The 15,436-nt window shown below is 69.3% G+C and carries 10 protein-coding genes; 6 read left to right on the forward strand and 4 right to left on the reverse strand.

Features of this window, described 5'->3' with window-relative positions:
- Window positions 1-132: 132 nt before the first annotated feature.
- Window positions 133-1,302 (reverse strand): serine/threonine-protein kinase, encoded by a 1,170-nt coding sequence (locus tag ACFWFP_RS23080; protein WP_379298188.1) that lies wholly within the window; start codon window positions 1,300-1,302, stop codon window positions 133-135.
- 120 nt (window positions 1,303-1,422) lie between these two features.
- Between ACFWFP_RS23080 and ACFWFP_RS23085 the strand changes: the two genes are divergently transcribed.
- The 6 genes from ACFWFP_RS23085 to ACFWFP_RS23110 all read left to right on the forward strand — a co-directional run bounded on the left by ACFWFP_RS23085 (window position 1,423) and on the right by ACFWFP_RS23110 (window position 8,961).
- On the forward strand, window positions 1,423-2,193 hold the full coding sequence (locus ACFWFP_RS23085; protein ID WP_379298190.1) for a deoxyribonuclease IV: 771 nt from the start codon (window positions 1,423-1,425) through the stop codon (window positions 2,191-2,193).
- A 102-nt stretch (window positions 2,194-2,295) separates the two neighbouring features.
- Window positions 2,296-3,225 (forward strand): TauD/TfdA dioxygenase family protein, encoded by a 930-nt coding sequence (locus ACFWFP_RS23090; protein WP_379298192.1) that lies wholly within the window; start codon window positions 2,296-2,298, stop codon window positions 3,223-3,225.
- A gap of 67 nt (window positions 3,226-3,292) precedes the next feature.
- On the forward strand, window positions 3,293-4,504 hold the full coding sequence (locus ACFWFP_RS23095; protein ID WP_379298194.1) for a CaiB/BaiF CoA transferase family protein: 1,212 nt from the start codon (window positions 3,293-3,295) through the stop codon (window positions 4,502-4,504).
- 163 nt (window positions 4,505-4,667) lie between these two features.
- Complete coding sequence (locus ACFWFP_RS23100) at window positions 4,668-5,582, forward strand: hydroxymethylglutaryl-CoA lyase (protein ID WP_379298196.1); 915 nt, start codon at window positions 4,668-4,670, stop codon at window positions 5,580-5,582.
- 74 nt (window positions 5,583-5,656) lie between these two features.
- Window positions 5,657-6,433, forward strand: a complete 777-nt coding sequence (locus tag ACFWFP_RS23105) for an ABC transporter ATP-binding protein (protein WP_379298198.1) — start codon at window positions 5,657-5,659, stop codon at window positions 6,431-6,433.
- Window positions 6,430-8,961 carry an ABC transporter permease gene (locus tag ACFWFP_RS23110; RefSeq protein WP_379298200.1) on the forward strand — a complete coding sequence of 844 codons (2,532 nt, stop codon included), beginning with the start codon at window positions 6,430-6,432 and terminating at the stop codon, window positions 8,959-8,961. Before ACFWFP_RS23105 ends, ACFWFP_RS23110 begins: the two co-directional genes overlap by 4 nt.
- 69 nt (window positions 8,962-9,030) lie before the next feature.
- Here the strand turns inward: ACFWFP_RS23110 and ACFWFP_RS23115 are convergent, their stop codons facing one another.
- From ACFWFP_RS23115 to ACFWFP_RS23125, 3 genes are all read right to left on the reverse strand, one after another.
- Window positions 9,031-11,370: an ADP-ribosylglycohydrolase family protein gene (locus ACFWFP_RS23115; protein WP_379298202.1), complete on the reverse strand. Its 2,340-nt coding sequence runs from the start codon at window positions 11,368-11,370 to the stop codon at window positions 9,031-9,033.
- A 94-nt stretch (window positions 11,371-11,464) separates the two neighbouring features.
- On the reverse strand, window positions 11,465-12,628 hold the full coding sequence (locus ACFWFP_RS23120) for a VWA domain-containing protein (protein WP_379298204.1): 1,164 nt from the start codon (window positions 12,626-12,628) through the stop codon (window positions 11,465-11,467).
- Between the two features lie 181 nt (window positions 12,629-12,809).
- On the reverse strand, window positions 12,810-15,392 hold the full coding sequence (locus tag ACFWFP_RS23125; RefSeq protein ID WP_379298206.1) for a DUF5682 family protein: 2,583 nt from the start codon (window positions 15,390-15,392) through the stop codon (window positions 12,810-12,812).
- Between the last annotated feature and the right edge of the window lie 44 nt (window positions 15,393-15,436).

Consider the following 15,436-nt stretch of genomic DNA (forward strand, 5'->3'; position numbering starts at 1 on the left):
CTCCACTTCCCGCCGTGCGCCGGGACCCACCAGCGCACGCGCGTACAGCATAAAAGCCGCGGCCGGGGTTGCCCGCCACGGGAAAATCAACGAAACCTTAGCAGTCGGCGACGATGCCGGCGGTTGCTGCGATCACGGCGGACGCCGCTGCTGGGGCGGCACGATATAGCCGGGATGGTTACGGCCACCAGGGAAATCGATGGTGCCAGGGCGTGCGGGCCCGCGTCGTGGCGGGATGGCCGGACCGCCCGTCGACGGCCGCGGCGCGTGGGGATGCGGCTGCGCGGGAGTGGTCGGCTGCACGTGCGGGTGCGGCTGCGCGGGGGTGGTCGGCGGGGGCGCGTTGCGGTAGGGCTGCGCCGGAGTGTGCGGCCGGGGATATCCCGGCGCCTGCGGGTAGGACTCGCGGGCACGCAGGACCACGCCGGCCGCGGTGTACTGCTGCTGCTGTTGATGCCACGGCCCCGGCGCCGCGAACAGCGCGGCTTTGGCCGCCTGCGCGAACTCGGCACAGCTGGCGAAACGGGACTCGACGCGCTTGGCGGTGGCCCTGGCCAGCACCGCGTCCAGGGTCGCTGGCAGGTCGGGGCGCAGGCTGCGCAGCGGCGGAACGGGCTTGCTCAGGTGCGCCTGGATCACCGCGCCCGGGCTGGGCCCGGGGAACGGCACCGAGCCCGTGAGCATCCAGAACAGGGTGCAGGCCAGCGAGTACTGATCGGCGCGATGATCCAGGGGCGCGCCCGCCAGATGCTCGGGCGCGGCATAGGCCAGGGTGGCGGTGATCGTGCCCGCCGAGGACAGGGTGGTCTCGCTGTCGCGCACCGCGGCGATGCCGAAATCGGTGAGCACCACGCGTTCCGGGCGCCCGATCGGTGGCTTGGCGAGCAGGATGTTCGCCGGTTTCACATCGCGGTGCAGCACGCCGCCCGCGTGCGCGAAGTCCAGCGCGGTGGCGGTCTCGGCGACGATCTGCACGGCCCGGCCCGGTGTCAGCACGTTCACGTCGGCGGTCGCGACATCGGTGCCCGCCACGAACTGCATGGAGATCCACAGCTGATCGTCGTCGGTGCCGCGGTCGTAGACATTGACGATATTGGGGTGCTCGAGCTGGGCGACCAGATCGGCTTCGCGTTCGAAGCGGCGGCGGATCTCCTCGTCGGCGGACAGCTCACGGCTGAGCAGTTTCAGCGCGGTGAGCCGGGGCAGCCGGGGGTGCCTGGCCAGGTAGACCACGCCCATTCCACCCTGGCCCAGCACGCGCCGGATCGTGTATCCGGCGAACACGTCGCCTTTGCGCAACACGCGAAGTCACCCCCTCCAGGGCAGAGCACCCGTTTGAAATTCTACCGATGTATCTCCCGAACCCACCGCCGCGCAACATCGCGAGCGAAGTTGTCGGTGCCTGATATTAGGGTGGCAGCTATGCGCATTGGAGCACACGTTCGCGACGAGAGCGATCCGATCGGCTTCGGCGAGAAGCTCGGTGCCGAGGTCGTGCAGTTGTTCGTGGTCGATCCGCAGAGCTGGGACAAGCCCCAGCCGCATCCCAAGGCCGCCGAGATTCTGGCCAGTCCGATCGATGTCGTCGTCCACTCGTCCTATCAGATCAATGTGGCGAGCCTGAACAACCGGCTGCGGATGCCCTCGCGCAACGCGGTGGCCCAGCAGGCGAAGGCCGCGGCCGATCTCGGTGCGTTCGGCTTGGTCGTGCACGGGGGTCATGTGCGCTCCGACGCCGAGCTCGACACCGGAATCGACAACTGGCGCAAGCTGTTCGAGCGTCAGCAGGACAAGGGCGGGTTCGCCGTGCCGATCCTGATCGAGAACACCGCCGGTGGCAATCACGCGATGGCCCGGCACTTCGATTCGATCGCCCGATTGTGGGACGCGGTCGGGGACTACGGTGCGGGCTTCTGTCTCGACACCTGTCACGCGTGGGCCGGTGGTGAGGAACTGGTCGGGGTGGTCGAACGGATCAAGGCCATCACCGGGCGCATCGATCTCGTGCACCTGAACTCCTCGCGCGACGAATTCGATTCCGGTGCCGACCGGCACGCCAATTTCGCCGACGGCACCATCGACCCGCAACTGCTGGCCGAGGTCTGCCGCACGGCCGGTGCGCCGGTGATCCTGGAAACTCCCGCCGACGGGGTCGCCGAGGACCTGGCCTACCTGCGCGAGCACATCGGCTGACGCCGTTGGGATCACTCCGAGGCAAACCCTGTCTGTCGAACGGGATTCGCGGTGTGCTTGATGCGTACCAACCGATCGAGAACGACAGTGAAGGTGATCCCCATGACGGTCGACCACGCCCTCCCGACCACCCTGACGGTGACCAAGCTCGGCGCCCACATCGGCGCGCAGATCGATGGTGTCCGGCTCGGCGGTGACCTGGACGCGGCGACCGTAGCCAAGATCCGGCACGCGCTCAACGAGCACAAGGTCATCTTCTTCCGCGGTCAGAACCACCTCACCGAGGACGGCCAGTACGAATTCGCGGAGCTGCTCGGCAGCCCGACCACCCCGCATCCCACGGTGAAGTCGGCCGGTGTGAAGAGCCTGGCCATCGACTCCGAGCGCAGCCGTGCCAACTCCTGGCACACCGATGTGACGTTCGTCGACCGCGTGCCGAAGGCATCGATCCTGCGCGCCGAGCACCTGCCCACCTACGGCGGCTCGACCACCTGGGCGTCCACGGTCGCGGCCTACAACTCGCTGCCCGCCCCGCTCAAGGCGCTGGCCGAGAACCTGCGCGCGGTGCACACCAATCTCTACGACTACGCCGGAGCGGTCGACAAGGTGCGTCCGTCCCAGGTGAAGTACTCGGCGGAGTTCCAGTCCGATGTGTACGAGACCGAACACCCCGTGGTGCGGGTGCACCCCGAGACCGGCGAGCGTGCGCTGCTGCTCGGCCATTTCGTGAAGCAGTTCGTCGGGATTCCGGCCCGCGAGTCCGACCAGCTGTTCCGTCTGCTCCAGGATCGGGTCATCCGCCTGGAGAACACCACCCGCTGGAACTGGTCCGACGGCGACGTCGCGATCTGGGACAACCGTGCCACTCAGCACTACGCCATCGACGACTACAACGACCAGCCACGGCGCCTCACCCGCATCACCCTCGCCGGTGACATCCCGGTCGGCGTCGACGGCCGGACCAGCACCGTGCTGAAGGGCAACGCCGAGGACTACTCGATCATCGAGGAAGTGGAGCTCCTGGCCAGCTGAACTATCGGTTCGCCGCCGGGCCGCACGTGCCCGGCGTCACCGGGGGTCGCACTGCGATACTGCCTGCATGAGTATTCGGCCGTTGGACGGAGTGCGCGTCCTGGAACTCGGTAACTATGTTGCCGCGCCTACTGCCGGACGTATCCTCGGCGATTTCGGTGCCGAGGTGATCAAGGTGGAACGCCCTGGCACGGGCGATGAATTGCGCAACTGGCGGTTGTACGGTGGCGATACCTCGATGCTGTATCGCACCGTCAACCGCAACAAGAAGTCGATCGTGCTGGATCTGCGGACCGAGGCGGGGCGCGCGATCGTGCTCGATCTGGTGAAGCAGTGCGATGTGCTGCTGGAGAACTTCCGGCCCGGAATGCTCGAGAAGTGGGGGCTGGGGCCCGAGGCGCTCGAGCAAGCGAACCCGAAGCTGGTGATCACGCGGATCTCGGCCTACGGGCAGACCGGACCGATGGCCACCCGACCGGGATTCGCCGCGGTGGCGGAGGCGGTCGGTGGCCTGCGGGAGCTGGTGGGGGATCCCGATCGGCCGCCGGTGCGCACCGGGGTGTCGATCGGTGACTCGATCGCGGGCATCTACGCGGCCTTCGGGACCGTGATGGCGCTGTTCCAGCGCGAACGGGTCGCGGGTCCGGTGCCGCAGGTGGAGCGGATCATCGATGTCGCGCTCAACGAGTCGATCCTGTCGGTGATGGAATCGCTGATCCCCGACCATCTCGGCTACGGCATCAACCGGGAGCGCGTCGGCGGCCGGATGGAAGGCATCGCGCCGTCGAACGCCTACCCGACCAGCGACGGCTACTCCATCATCATCGGTGGCAACGGCGATGCCATCTTCCAGCGGTACATGCGGGTGATCGGCCGCCCCGACCTCGCCGCCGATCCGGAACTCGCCGACAACAACGGCCGCTGGCGCAACCGCGAACGCCTCGACGCCTCGATCGCGGAATGGTCGAGCAAGCACACGCGCGCCGAGGCGCTGAAACTGCTCGATGACGCCGCCATCCCGTGCGGCCCGATCTACACCGCCGCCGACATCGTGGCCGACGAGCAGTATCGCGCACGCAATATGATCCAGATGTTCCCCGTCGACGTGGGCGAGGCCGAACCCAAGCAGGTGGGTTTCGGTGGCATCGTCCCGGTGATCGGGGGCGCATCGCTGCCGATCCGCAATGTCGGCCCCGACCTCGGCGAGCACACCAGAGAGGTGCTCGGCGGGCTGCTCGGGATGAGTGAAGATCAGATCGACGCGCTGGAGGCACTGTGACGAGGCGAGTACACGGCAGGCGCCGCCCGCCGGTGCGCAACAAGTGGGAGCCGCGCGGTCCGGGTCATGTGCGTCCGACGGTCCACCCCACCCCGGCCAGCGTGGGCGACAAACCGTGCGGTGGCGTGATGTGTGTGCCCGCGCGGGAACCGGAGCAGCGGCGGTGACCGCACCACTGTTGCGTGATGTGACGCTGCGCGACGGTTTGCAGCTCACCGGCAAGGTGTTGCCCGTCGAGCAGAAGATCGATGTGGTGCGCAGACTGCTCGCCCTGGGAGTGCCCGCGCTGGAGATCGGGTCGATGGCGCGGCCGGATCTGGTCGCGCCGATGGCCAACTCGCTCGAGTTGATCGCGGCGCTCACCCCGGATGAACTGGCGAAGTGCTGGGTGTGGGTGGCCACCCCGCGTCACGTCGAGAAGGCCGCCGCCGCGGGCGCGCGCAATTTCCAGTACTGCTTCTCGGTGTCCGACGCGCACAACAGGGCCAATATCGGCCGCGATACCGAGACTTCGGTGGCGGCGATGCCCGACGCGATCCGGCTCGCTCACGAGGCGGGCGGCGAGATCCAGCTGTGCCTGGCCACCACGTTCACCTGCCCGTTCGACGGTCCCGTCGATCCCGGGCGGGTGCTCGCCATCGCGAATGATCCGCGCACCGTCGGCGCCGCCGACATCGTCCTCGCCGACACCCTCGGCCAGGCCCATCCTGCTCAGGTGAGCGCCTTGGTCACCGCCGTCCGCGACACCACCCCGCCGCGACGCGTCGTGTTCCACGGCCACGACACCTGGGGCATGGGTGTGGCCAACACGCTCGCGGCCGTCGCCGCGGGCGCGACCATGGTCGACGGCGCGCTGGGCGGCCTCGGCGGCTGTCCCTTCGCTCCCGGCGCCAGCGGCAACACGTCGTCGGAGGACATCCTCTTCGCGACCAGGCCCGACTGGTTCACCCCGGTCTCGCTGGCCGGCCTGGTCGGCCTCACCGAAGAACTGCTCGCCGAGCTGGGCGAGCCCAACCGTTCCCGCGCGCTGGAAGGCGCGCGCTCGGAGGCCGACGCGTTCGAGTGGGTCGTTCGCTGAGAGGTCGGTAAGACCTGCGGTATCGGGGGGATCCCGGATGGCGCGGCTTACGGTGGGCAGCCAGACTGGACAGCATGACTTCGCACGCCATGGGGACCGAGGCCGTCGATGCGGCGGCCGCCACCGATATCGCGGCCGCCGCGCTCGATCTGGTCAAGCTGTACGGATCGGGAGATACACAGGTCAAGGCACTGGACGGGGTGTCGGCTGACTTCGCGAAGGGCGAATTCACCGCGATCATGGGTCCATCGGGTTCGGGCAAGTCGACGCTGATGCACTGCCTGGCCGGGCTCGACAGTGCCAGCGCGGGCCAGGTGCGCATCGGCGACACCGCGCTCACCGGGCTGTCCGACAAGCAGATGACGGCGTTGCGGCGCGACCGGATCGGGTTCGTCTTCCAGGCGTTCAACCTGGTCCCGACGCTCACCGCGCTGGAGAACATCACCCTGCCGCTCGATATCGCGGGTCGCAAGGCCGATCAGGAATGGCTCGACACCGTGGTCAAGCGCCTCGGTCTCGGCGACCGCCTCGAGCACCGGCCGTCGGAGCTGTCCGGTGGCCAGCAGCAGCGGGTGGCGTGTGCGCGGGCGCTGGTGGGCAAGCCGGAGATCATCTTCGGCGACGAGCCGACCGGCAACCTGGACTCGCATTCCTCGGGCGAGGTGCTCTCGATCCTGCGCGCCTCGGTCGACGAGTTCGGCCAGACCGTCGTGATCGTGACCCACGACCCGCGCGCGGCCGCCTACGCCGACCGCGTCGTGTTCCTCGCCGACGGCCGCATCGTCGACGAGCTGCGCGACCCGACCCAGGATTCGATCCTCGACCGGATGAAGGCGCTGGAAACCCGATGAGCAACCCGATGCGCAAGGTCGCCTTGCGTAACCTCGCCGCGCACAAGGTGCGCTTGGCATTGACGCTGCTGTCGGTGGTGCTCGGTACCGCCTTCATCTCCGGATCGTTCGTTTTCACCGACACCCTGCAGCGCACCTTCGACGGTATTTTCGAAGGCCAGGCTCAGGGCGTCGACGTGCGGGTCGGCCCCGCGGACCGCCAATCACTGGGCGTACCGACGAATATCGTCGACGCGCTGGCCAAGACTCCCGGCGTCGCCAGGGTCGCGCCCGCCGTGAACGGCCCGGTCGTGCTGCTCGAGCCCGACGGCAAGAAGGCCGTGCAGACCGGTGGCGCACCGAGTTTCGGCCTGTCCTACCTGCCGCCGGACAAGTCCGTCGAGGAGCCCGAGAAGTTCCTGTCGGGCGCCGCGCCCACCCAGCCGAACGAGATCGCGCTCAACGCCGGTGGCGCCGAGAAAGCCGGGTTGCAGGTCGGCGACACGACCAAGGTGCTGATTCCGTCCAAGGGTGACCCGTTCGAGGTGACGCTGTCGGGCATCTACGAGATGCCGGGCACCGAGGGCGGCGGCGTGGTCGCGGTGATGTTCACCGAGCAGCAGGGCCGCAAGCTGTTCACCGACGGCTCGCACGTGGCCTACGCCGATATCGCCGCGGCGCCCGGTGTTTCGGCCGACGACCTGCGCGACCAGCTCGCCGCCGGCCTGCCGAACTACAAGGTGCAGAACTCCGACGAGGTCCGCGAGGACATGAAGAAGGAGGTCTCCGAGGCGCTCACCTTCATCAATTACTTCCTGCTCGCCTTCGGCGCGATCGCGCTGATCGTCGGCACGTTCATCATCTACAACACCTTCTCGATGATCGTGGCCCAGCGGCTGCGCGAACTCGCGCTGCTCCGCGCGATCGGGGCGAGCCGTCAGCAGGTCGGGCGGTCGGTGGTCTCCGAGGCGATCGTGATCGGGCTGATCGGCAGCGCGCTCGGGCTGGCCGCGGGTATCGCGCTGGCGTACGGGTTGTCGGCGTTGCTCAACGCGTTCGATCTCGGACTGCCGACGGGGTCGTTGACCGTGCTGCCGCGTACCGCGATCGTCGCGCTGCTCGTCGGCCTGATCGTCACCGTGGCCAGTGCCTACGCGCCGGCTCGCCGGGCCGCGAAGGTGCCCCCGGTGGAGGCGATGCGTTCCGAATTCGCCAGTGCGGGTGATTCTTTGCGGCTGCGCACCATCATCGGCGCGGTGATGGCTGTCGCCGGTGGCGTGCTCGTGTACGTCGGTGCGCAGGGCACCGGCAAGGGCTCGGCGGTGACCGTCGGCGTCGGTGCGCTCGGGCTGATTCTGGCGGTGCTGCTGGCGGCGCCCGCGTTGTCGCGGCCGATGGTGCTCGTGCTGGGGGTGCTCACCAGGCCGTTCGGCGCGATCGGGCAGATGGCGCGCAACAACGCCACGCGCAACCCGCGGCGTACCGCCGCCACCGCGTTCGCGCTCACGCTGGGTCTGATGCTGGTCTCGGCGATCGGCATTCTGGGCGCTTCGGCGAAGACGAGTGTCGGTGTGCTCATCGACAAGGGGGTCAAGGCCGAGTACGTGCTCGCCGGTCCGCAGATGATCGGTGCGCCGATCGGTGCGGTCGACGCTGTGCGTACCGATGTTCCCGGCGTCAGCGATGTCACCGGGATCCGGCTCGTCGCGTTCAAGGTCGGCGACGAGCAGATCGGCGCCACCTCGCCGGATGGTCCGATCGACCCGGTGATGGACATCGACGTGATCAGCGGCTCCACCACGATCCCCGCCGGTGGCGCGCTCATCGACGAGACCGAGGCGAACGAGCGTGGGTGGAAGCTCGGCGACAAGGTCACCATCACCAGTCTCGACAACAAGCAGATCGAGCTCACGATCGCCGGCGTCTACGCCGACTCGCCGCTGCTCGGGCCCATGGTGGTCGATCCCGGCATCTACGAGCAGTTGATGCCGCAGAGTCTGCGCACCAATGTCTTCGTGCTGGTCAAGGCCGCACCGGGCGCCGATCTCACCGCGATGCGGGCGAACCTGGAGAAGGCCACCGAACCGTTCGTGGTGGTGCAGGTCCAGGACCACGAACAGTTCAAGGGCGCGCAGGGCCAGCAGATCGACACCCTGCTCGCCATCCTCTACGGGCTGCTCGCCCTGGCGGTGGTGATCGCGGTGCTCGGCATCATCAACACCCTGGCGCTGTCGGTGGTGGAGCGCAGGCGCGAGATCGGCATGCTGCGCGCGGTCGGCACCCAGCGTGCGCAGGTGCGTCGCACGATCTATCTGGAGTCCATGCTGATCGCCATCTTCGGCGCGATCGTCGGTCTGGTGCTCGGTATCGCCCTCGGGGTCGGATTCCTGCGCACGCTGCGCGATCTGGGCATCGACCAGATCACCATTCCGTGGTCGCAGCTGGTGATCGTGCTGATCGCGTCCGGTGTGGTGGGTGTGCTGGCCGCGGTGTGGCCGGGTGTGCGCGCCGCGCGGACGCCGCCGCTGGCGGCTATCGCGGATCTGTAGGCCGCACAGGCACTTCGGCCCTCGGCGAAATTCCGCGCCGGGGGCCGACCTGTGTCGGGCCGACGGTGGTCACGCCGGGTAGCGGTGGTACCAGTCGTCGGTCGGCTGGCCGGAGTTGCCGGCCGGTGGGGTGAGGCCGAATTCGGTGGCGTAGTCGGCGGCGAGACGTTCGAGGACGGGACGCGCGTCGACCGCATCGAACCAGCGTCGGGGTAGGGCGTGGTAGCCGTGGCGGGCGCCGAGGAGACTGCCCGCGATCGAGCCGGTGGCATCACTGTCGCCGGAGTGGTTGATCGACAGCAGCAGGCCGGTGCGAACGATGTCGTGGGGTGCGCCGCCGAGTCCTTCGGCGGCGAGGGTGGCGAACACGGCGATCGACAGTGCTTCGGGGCCGATCCAGCCCTGGCCGAGGGTTTCGACGTCTTCCGGTGTGGGATACCGCCGTTCGCGTTCGATCCGCGCCGCCAGCCGGTGCGCGGCGTTGAGAGCGGCCGAGGTTTCCTCGTGTTCGGGGTAGCTCGCCAGCTCGACCCGCGCGTGGGAGAGCGCGGTGGCGAGGTCGGCGCCGCGCGCGAGCTGGTAGATCAGCGCCGACAGGGTGCCCGCGGGGAGCCAGCCGCTGGGATGGCCGTGAGTGAGTGCGGCGGCGTCACAACCCAGTTCGAAGATGGCGTCGGTCGCGTCGCCGGAACGATCTGCGGCGTAACCGAATCCGCACGGGGCCGCGCGCATCACGGCTCCGCTGCCCTTGGAGTGGTTGATTGGCTGGTCGCGGGTACCGAGCGGATCGGTCGGCGCGCGCCGTGTCGCCACCTGGCGTAGCGCGGTGTAGACCGAATTGGCCACACCGCGTTGCTCGATGAGCTCGGGGTAGCCGGTGAGTGAGCTGTGCAGCGCGAACGGTTGGTCTGGTATCTCGGAGACCTGTCCGCGCAACCACACGAGCAAGCCCTGCTGGAGCAGGCCCATCGTCGCCCCGCCGATGCCCTTGGCCCTGGCCCGCACCGAGCCTCTGATCAGCGCTTCGACCGTGAACGCGGTCAGCTGGGTTTCCTCGGAGATGCGCAGCGGGTCGATGTCGGTGACCCCGGCCGAGCCGTATTCGGCCCGGATCTGTTGCAGTGAACGCGTTTCCACCGGGGCGCCGAGCGCATCGCCGATCGCGCCGCCGAGCAGGCAACCGTGCACACGCTGCGCCCACATCGCCGCACCCACTGCTTTGCGCGCGGCATTCCCCGGCTCCCCGTTGCGAACCGCCGAACGCCACTGGTCCCGCGAGACGGTGCCCGTCCGGGCGGGCGCCGCTGGGTCACCCGGCGCACCAGGCGACCGGGTTTCCGGCTCGGCTGCGGTGTGGCGAACAGCTGTCGGGTCGTGGCGCCGGGCAGCGCTGCGCCGACTCGACCCGTCGTGGGGTGCGGCCTCGGCGACGGAGTTCGGTGGGAACGCGGGCGATGACGTCGCGGTCGGGCGCGACTCGGCCGCCGATACGGTGCCCGCGGGGTAGACGGAGGCGCGTGGGGGGCTCTCGATGCGGATCGGGGCGTGGGTGGCGGCGGATCGGGCGGGGTGGCGCAGTGCCTCGGTGAGAGCGGTGGCGAACGCGGTACAGGTGGGGAAGCGGTGGGTGGGGTCTTTGGCCATGGCCTTCGACAGGACCGCGTCGACCGCGGTGGGAAGGGAGGCGCGGCGGGTGCTGGCCGCGGGAGGTGGGGCATTGAGGTGGCCGAGCATGACGGTGGCGGGGTTGGCGGCGTCGAAGGGGCCGGTGCCGGTGAGCAGTCGGAAAACCGTGCAGGCCAGGGAGTATTGATCGCCGCGCCCGTCGAGCGGTGCGCTGCTGAGTTGTTCGGGCGAGGCGTAGGCGATGGTGGCGGTGAACTGGCCGGTGCGGGTGAGGCCGCCGGTGTCGTCGAGCAGTTTCGCGATGCCGAAGTCGGTCAGCACGACTCGTTCGTCGAAGCCCGCGCCGACACCCGCGGTGTGCGACAACAGGATGTTGGCGGGCTTCACGTCACGGTGCAGAACGCCCTGGCGATGGGCATAGTCGAGCGCACTCGCGGTCTGAGTGACGATCTGGGCGATCCGCTCGCTCCCGAACTGCTGCACCGGAACCGCTGAAGCGTCGACACCGTCCACGAACTGCATGGCTATCCAGAGACGTTCCTCGTCGACGCCGCGGTCGTAGACGGTGATGATGTTCGGGTGGTCGAGCTGGGCCACCAGGTCGGCTTCGCGTTCGAATCTGGCGCGGATCTCGAAGTCGGCGAACAGGTCACGGTGCATCAACTTCAGCGCGGTCAGCCGCGGCAGCCTGCGATCTCTGGCCGCGTACACCGCGCCCATCCCGCCGCGCCCCAGCTCACGTTCGATGACGAAACCGGCGAACACCGCCCCGTGCCGCAACATCGCCTCACCCCCGTCCAACGAACCCGATCGTTCGCAGCCTAGTTGTCCCGGGCGCGCAACGCTCCCGAGTCCCGCCACGTTGCCCGGGGCGCGATCACACCGCCGGAGCGTTGGTGTCGGCCCAGCGCGTGATGTCGCCGCGGTCCAGTGCGGTGGCGAGCAGGTCAGGGAACTTGTCGGGGGTGCAGGCGAAGGCGGGAATGCCCAGCGCTGCCAGGGCCGCGGCGTTGTCGTGGTCGTAGGCGGGTGCGCCCTCGTCGGAGAGGGCGAGCAGCACGACCACCTGGACGCCTGCCTCCTTCATCGCGTGGCAGCGGCGCAGCATCTCGTTGCGGACGCCGCCTTCGTAGAGGTCGGAGATGAGCACGAAGAGGCTGTCGGTGGGCCGGGTGATCAGCGTCTGTGAGTAGGCGATGGCGCGATTGATGTCGGTGCCGCCGCCGAGCTGGGTGCCGAACAGGACGTCGACCGGGTCGCTGAGCTGGTCGGTGAGATCGACGATCTCGGTGTCGAACACGACCAGCGAGGTCTTCAGCGATCGCATGGACGCGAGGACGGCGCCGAACACCGAGGCGTAGACGACGCTGGCCGCCATCGAGCCGGATTGGTCGATGGCCAGCACCACATCGCGCTGGATCGACTGGGACTTGCGGCCGTAGCCGACGAGCCGTTCGGGCACGATGGTGCGGTGTTCGGGCAGGTAGTTGGCGAGATTCTTGCGGATGGTCCGGTCGAAATCGAGGTCGCGCAGTTTCGGGCGATGGGTGCGCGCGGCACGGTTGATGGCGCCCGAGACCGCGGCCACGGTCTTGGCGGCGATCCGCTGCTCGATCTCGCGCACCACTTTCTCGACCACCATGCGCGCGGTGGCCTTGGTGGTTTCGGGCATCACCTTGTTGAGGCCGAGCAATGTGCCCACCAGGTGCACATCGGGCTCGACCGATTCCAGGAGCTCGGGTTCCAGCAGCAGTTGGGTGAGGTTGAGCCGGTCCACGGCGTCGCGCTGCATCACTTCGACCACGGTCGCGGGAAAGTAGGTGCGGATATCGCCGAGCCAGCGCGCTACCCGGGGCGCCGAACCACCGAGTCCACCGGACCTTTTCGTCGACCCGCCCGCTTCACCGGTGTTGTAGAGGGCCGACAGTGCCTGGTCCATCGCCTGGTCGGCGCCGGAACTCAACCCGCCGAGCTGTTCTTCGGCGGCGGTGCCCAGCACGAGACGCCAACGGCGCGACTGGGTTTCGTCGGATTCGGTCATCAGTGCTCCTGGTGGTCGAGCGGGAGAGCGGGATGCGGTGGCGAGTGGGTGTCGGGCGCGGCCACCGTGACGATCGCGCCGCACGCGATTCGCGGTGCGTGATCCCGGCGCGGCAACCGGTGGATCGGATGTCGCGCACGGCCCGGCCGCCGGCTCGGTGTCAGACGTCTGCGGAGGTGGGTCACCCCGCGGCCCCCAGGATCGCGGTCGCTGCGCGCAGCGCCAGTTGCCCGCGGATCGGATCGACCGGGGTGGGTCCGTCGGAGGTGGTCGGTGCTGAGCCGGTGTCTCGCAGGGCCTGGCTGATGGCCCGGCGTTCGCCGGATTCGAAGGAGCCGAAGGTGCGGCGCAGCAGCGGCAGGGTGGCGACGAACTGGTCTTCGTTGAGGTCGCGGAGCCATTCGTCGATGCGGCGCAACAGCTCTCGGTCGTGGACCAGGAGCAGGCCGCGGCCGCCGAGGAAACCGTCGATCCAGGCGGCCTTGGCGGCGGGGGTGTTGCCGACGGACAGCGCGGCGGCCAGCCGACGGGCGGATTCGGCATCGTCGATGCGTTCGGCGTCGCACAGCAGGCGCACCGCGCGGCCGCCGATCGCGCCGTGCACGTCGTCGCGGTCGGCGATGCGGTGCAGGGTGGCCAGCCACTCGGTGGTGGCGTGCTCGTCGTCGCGGGTGCTGATGGCGGTGTGCGCGGCATCGATCTGGGTGCGCAGGGCCTGGGCGGCATCGGTGTCGAGTCCGGTGACGGCGCCGGGCAGGCCCGCGCAGATGCGCACCAGCAAGCCGTCGGCGACATGGGCGAGAGCCTTGGTGTCGGTGCCGCGGACATCGCCGTAGCGCAGCGTGCGGGTCAGGCCCGGGAGGGCGCCGAGTAGGTGGGTGACATCGTGGTCGAGGGCGGCGGCGGCTTCGAGCCTGGTGATCAACCCGTCGGTGGCGCCGCCCAGATCGGCGAGCAAAGCCGTTTCGAGGGCGGCGGCGAGGGCGGTGACGGTGACGTCGTCGCGGCTCGCGGTATCGAGGATCTTCGTCTCGGCGGCGGTGCGCAGCGTCGTTCCCCATACCGCCGCTTCGACGATGCGGACTTCGAATTCCGGTTCCCAGCGCAGCGTCCACGTCTCGCGGAAGGTGCCGGTGCTGCGGACTTCGCCGGTTGTGGGGGTGCCCCAGCCGATGCCGAGCAGGCGCAAGCGGTGCAGCAGATGCGAACGCTCGACGTCGCGTTCCTTGCGCAGGTCCAGATCGACATTTCGGGCGAGCGCTTCCTGCTTGAGCCGCAGGGTCTTACAGCGTGCCCGCAGATCAGCCGCCAGCGGGACCGTCGGGGTGTCCTCGGGGACCCCACCGAGCGTCTCGCCGACGACGAGTTCGTCGATCACCAGTCGCAGCATGGTCTCGTCGCCACCGCACATCACCGACCGCACCGCCTCGGTGACCTCGGACAATCCCGGCAGCGGCCGGCCGCGCAACGCGGCGAGCGTGTCCGCCAGCCGCACCGCCTCGATGATGTGCGCACTCGACACCGGCAGATCGTGCGTGCGCAACACTCCGGCGACCTTGGTCAGCCAGCGCGCCACCGGCCGCTCGGTCTCGGTGAACAGGTGGTGATACCAGCCGGGCGAGGTGACGCCTGCCCCGTAGCCGGACCCGGCCGCCAGCCGCGAATGCGTCCACGGCACCCAGGTCAGCGCGGCCTTCGTCTTCGGCAAACCCTTGAGCAGCCGCATATCCGGTGCGGCAGGACCGAGCGGTTCGGCCAACGCCGGTGCGTGCCAGGCGCCACACACCACCGCCAGCCGCTGTGCGCCGCCCTTGAGTACCTGCCGCATCACCTGTCGCATATGCGCCTCGCGGACCAGCGTGTGGTGGTCGACGAGCAGTGGCGCGATCGCGGTGTCCGGTCGCTCGGCGTCTGTCGGCGACTCGAATCCGGTTGCTGCCGAATGTTTCTCCGGCAGGTCCGGAGCGTCGAGCGGCGATCCGGACACCGGGTCGGGGACGGCGGCATCGCTCGGCGTGGACACGTCGAGCCGCGGTGGAGCGGGTGGTGTGGTCCCGGTCGCGGAGTGCCGGGCGTCCTCGCGCAGGACGGTCATCGCTTCGGTGATGGCGTCGAAAGCCGCGCTGTCGGGAACGGATTCGACGACGGCGTCCCACCAGCGTTCGGCGTCGTCGTAGCCCGCGGCCGAGGCCAGGGCGGCCAGCGGGTCGGCGCCACCGCCACGGGCGTCGTCGTCGGCGGCGAGGACGTTCGTGGCGGGGAGATCGCAGAAGCGGACCGGGACGGCGTGGTCGACGCCGTAGCGCATGGCCTGCCACTCGGGGGAGAACACGGCGAACGGCCAGAATGCCGCGCGGGCGGGCGAATCCGGGACATAGGCGAGCAACGCGACCGGTGGGGCCATCGTGTCGGCGGCGACGAACCCGACGAGCGGATCAGCGTCGGCGGGACCTTCGATGAGAATGGCATCGGGCCGGAACTCCTCGAGCGCGTGGCGCAGCGAGCGTGCCGATCCGGGCCCGTGGTGACGGATGCCGAACACCCGCGTCACCGCCGCCGCGCCGAGCAGCGGATCGCTCGACGCGCCCGCGCTCGGGCCGGTCTCCGCACCCGCACCGGCCGCCGCGCTCGTGACGGCCTCGAGTGTCTCGGCGGTATCGCCCGTGTCCGAGCCGGCGCTCCCGGCGATGTCGGCAGCGCTCGCCGGGTCACCCGGTGCGGTGTCACCGGTGGCCGGGTGGGTCGTCTTGTTGCGTTGACTCATCGAAAACCCCATGTGTGGTGTGTGTTCCGTCCTCCCCTTCGGTG

This window comes from Nocardia sp. NPDC060249 (assembly GCF_042728755.1).
Taxonomy (GTDB): Bacteria; Actinomycetota; Actinomycetes; order Mycobacteriales; family Mycobacteriaceae; genus Nocardia.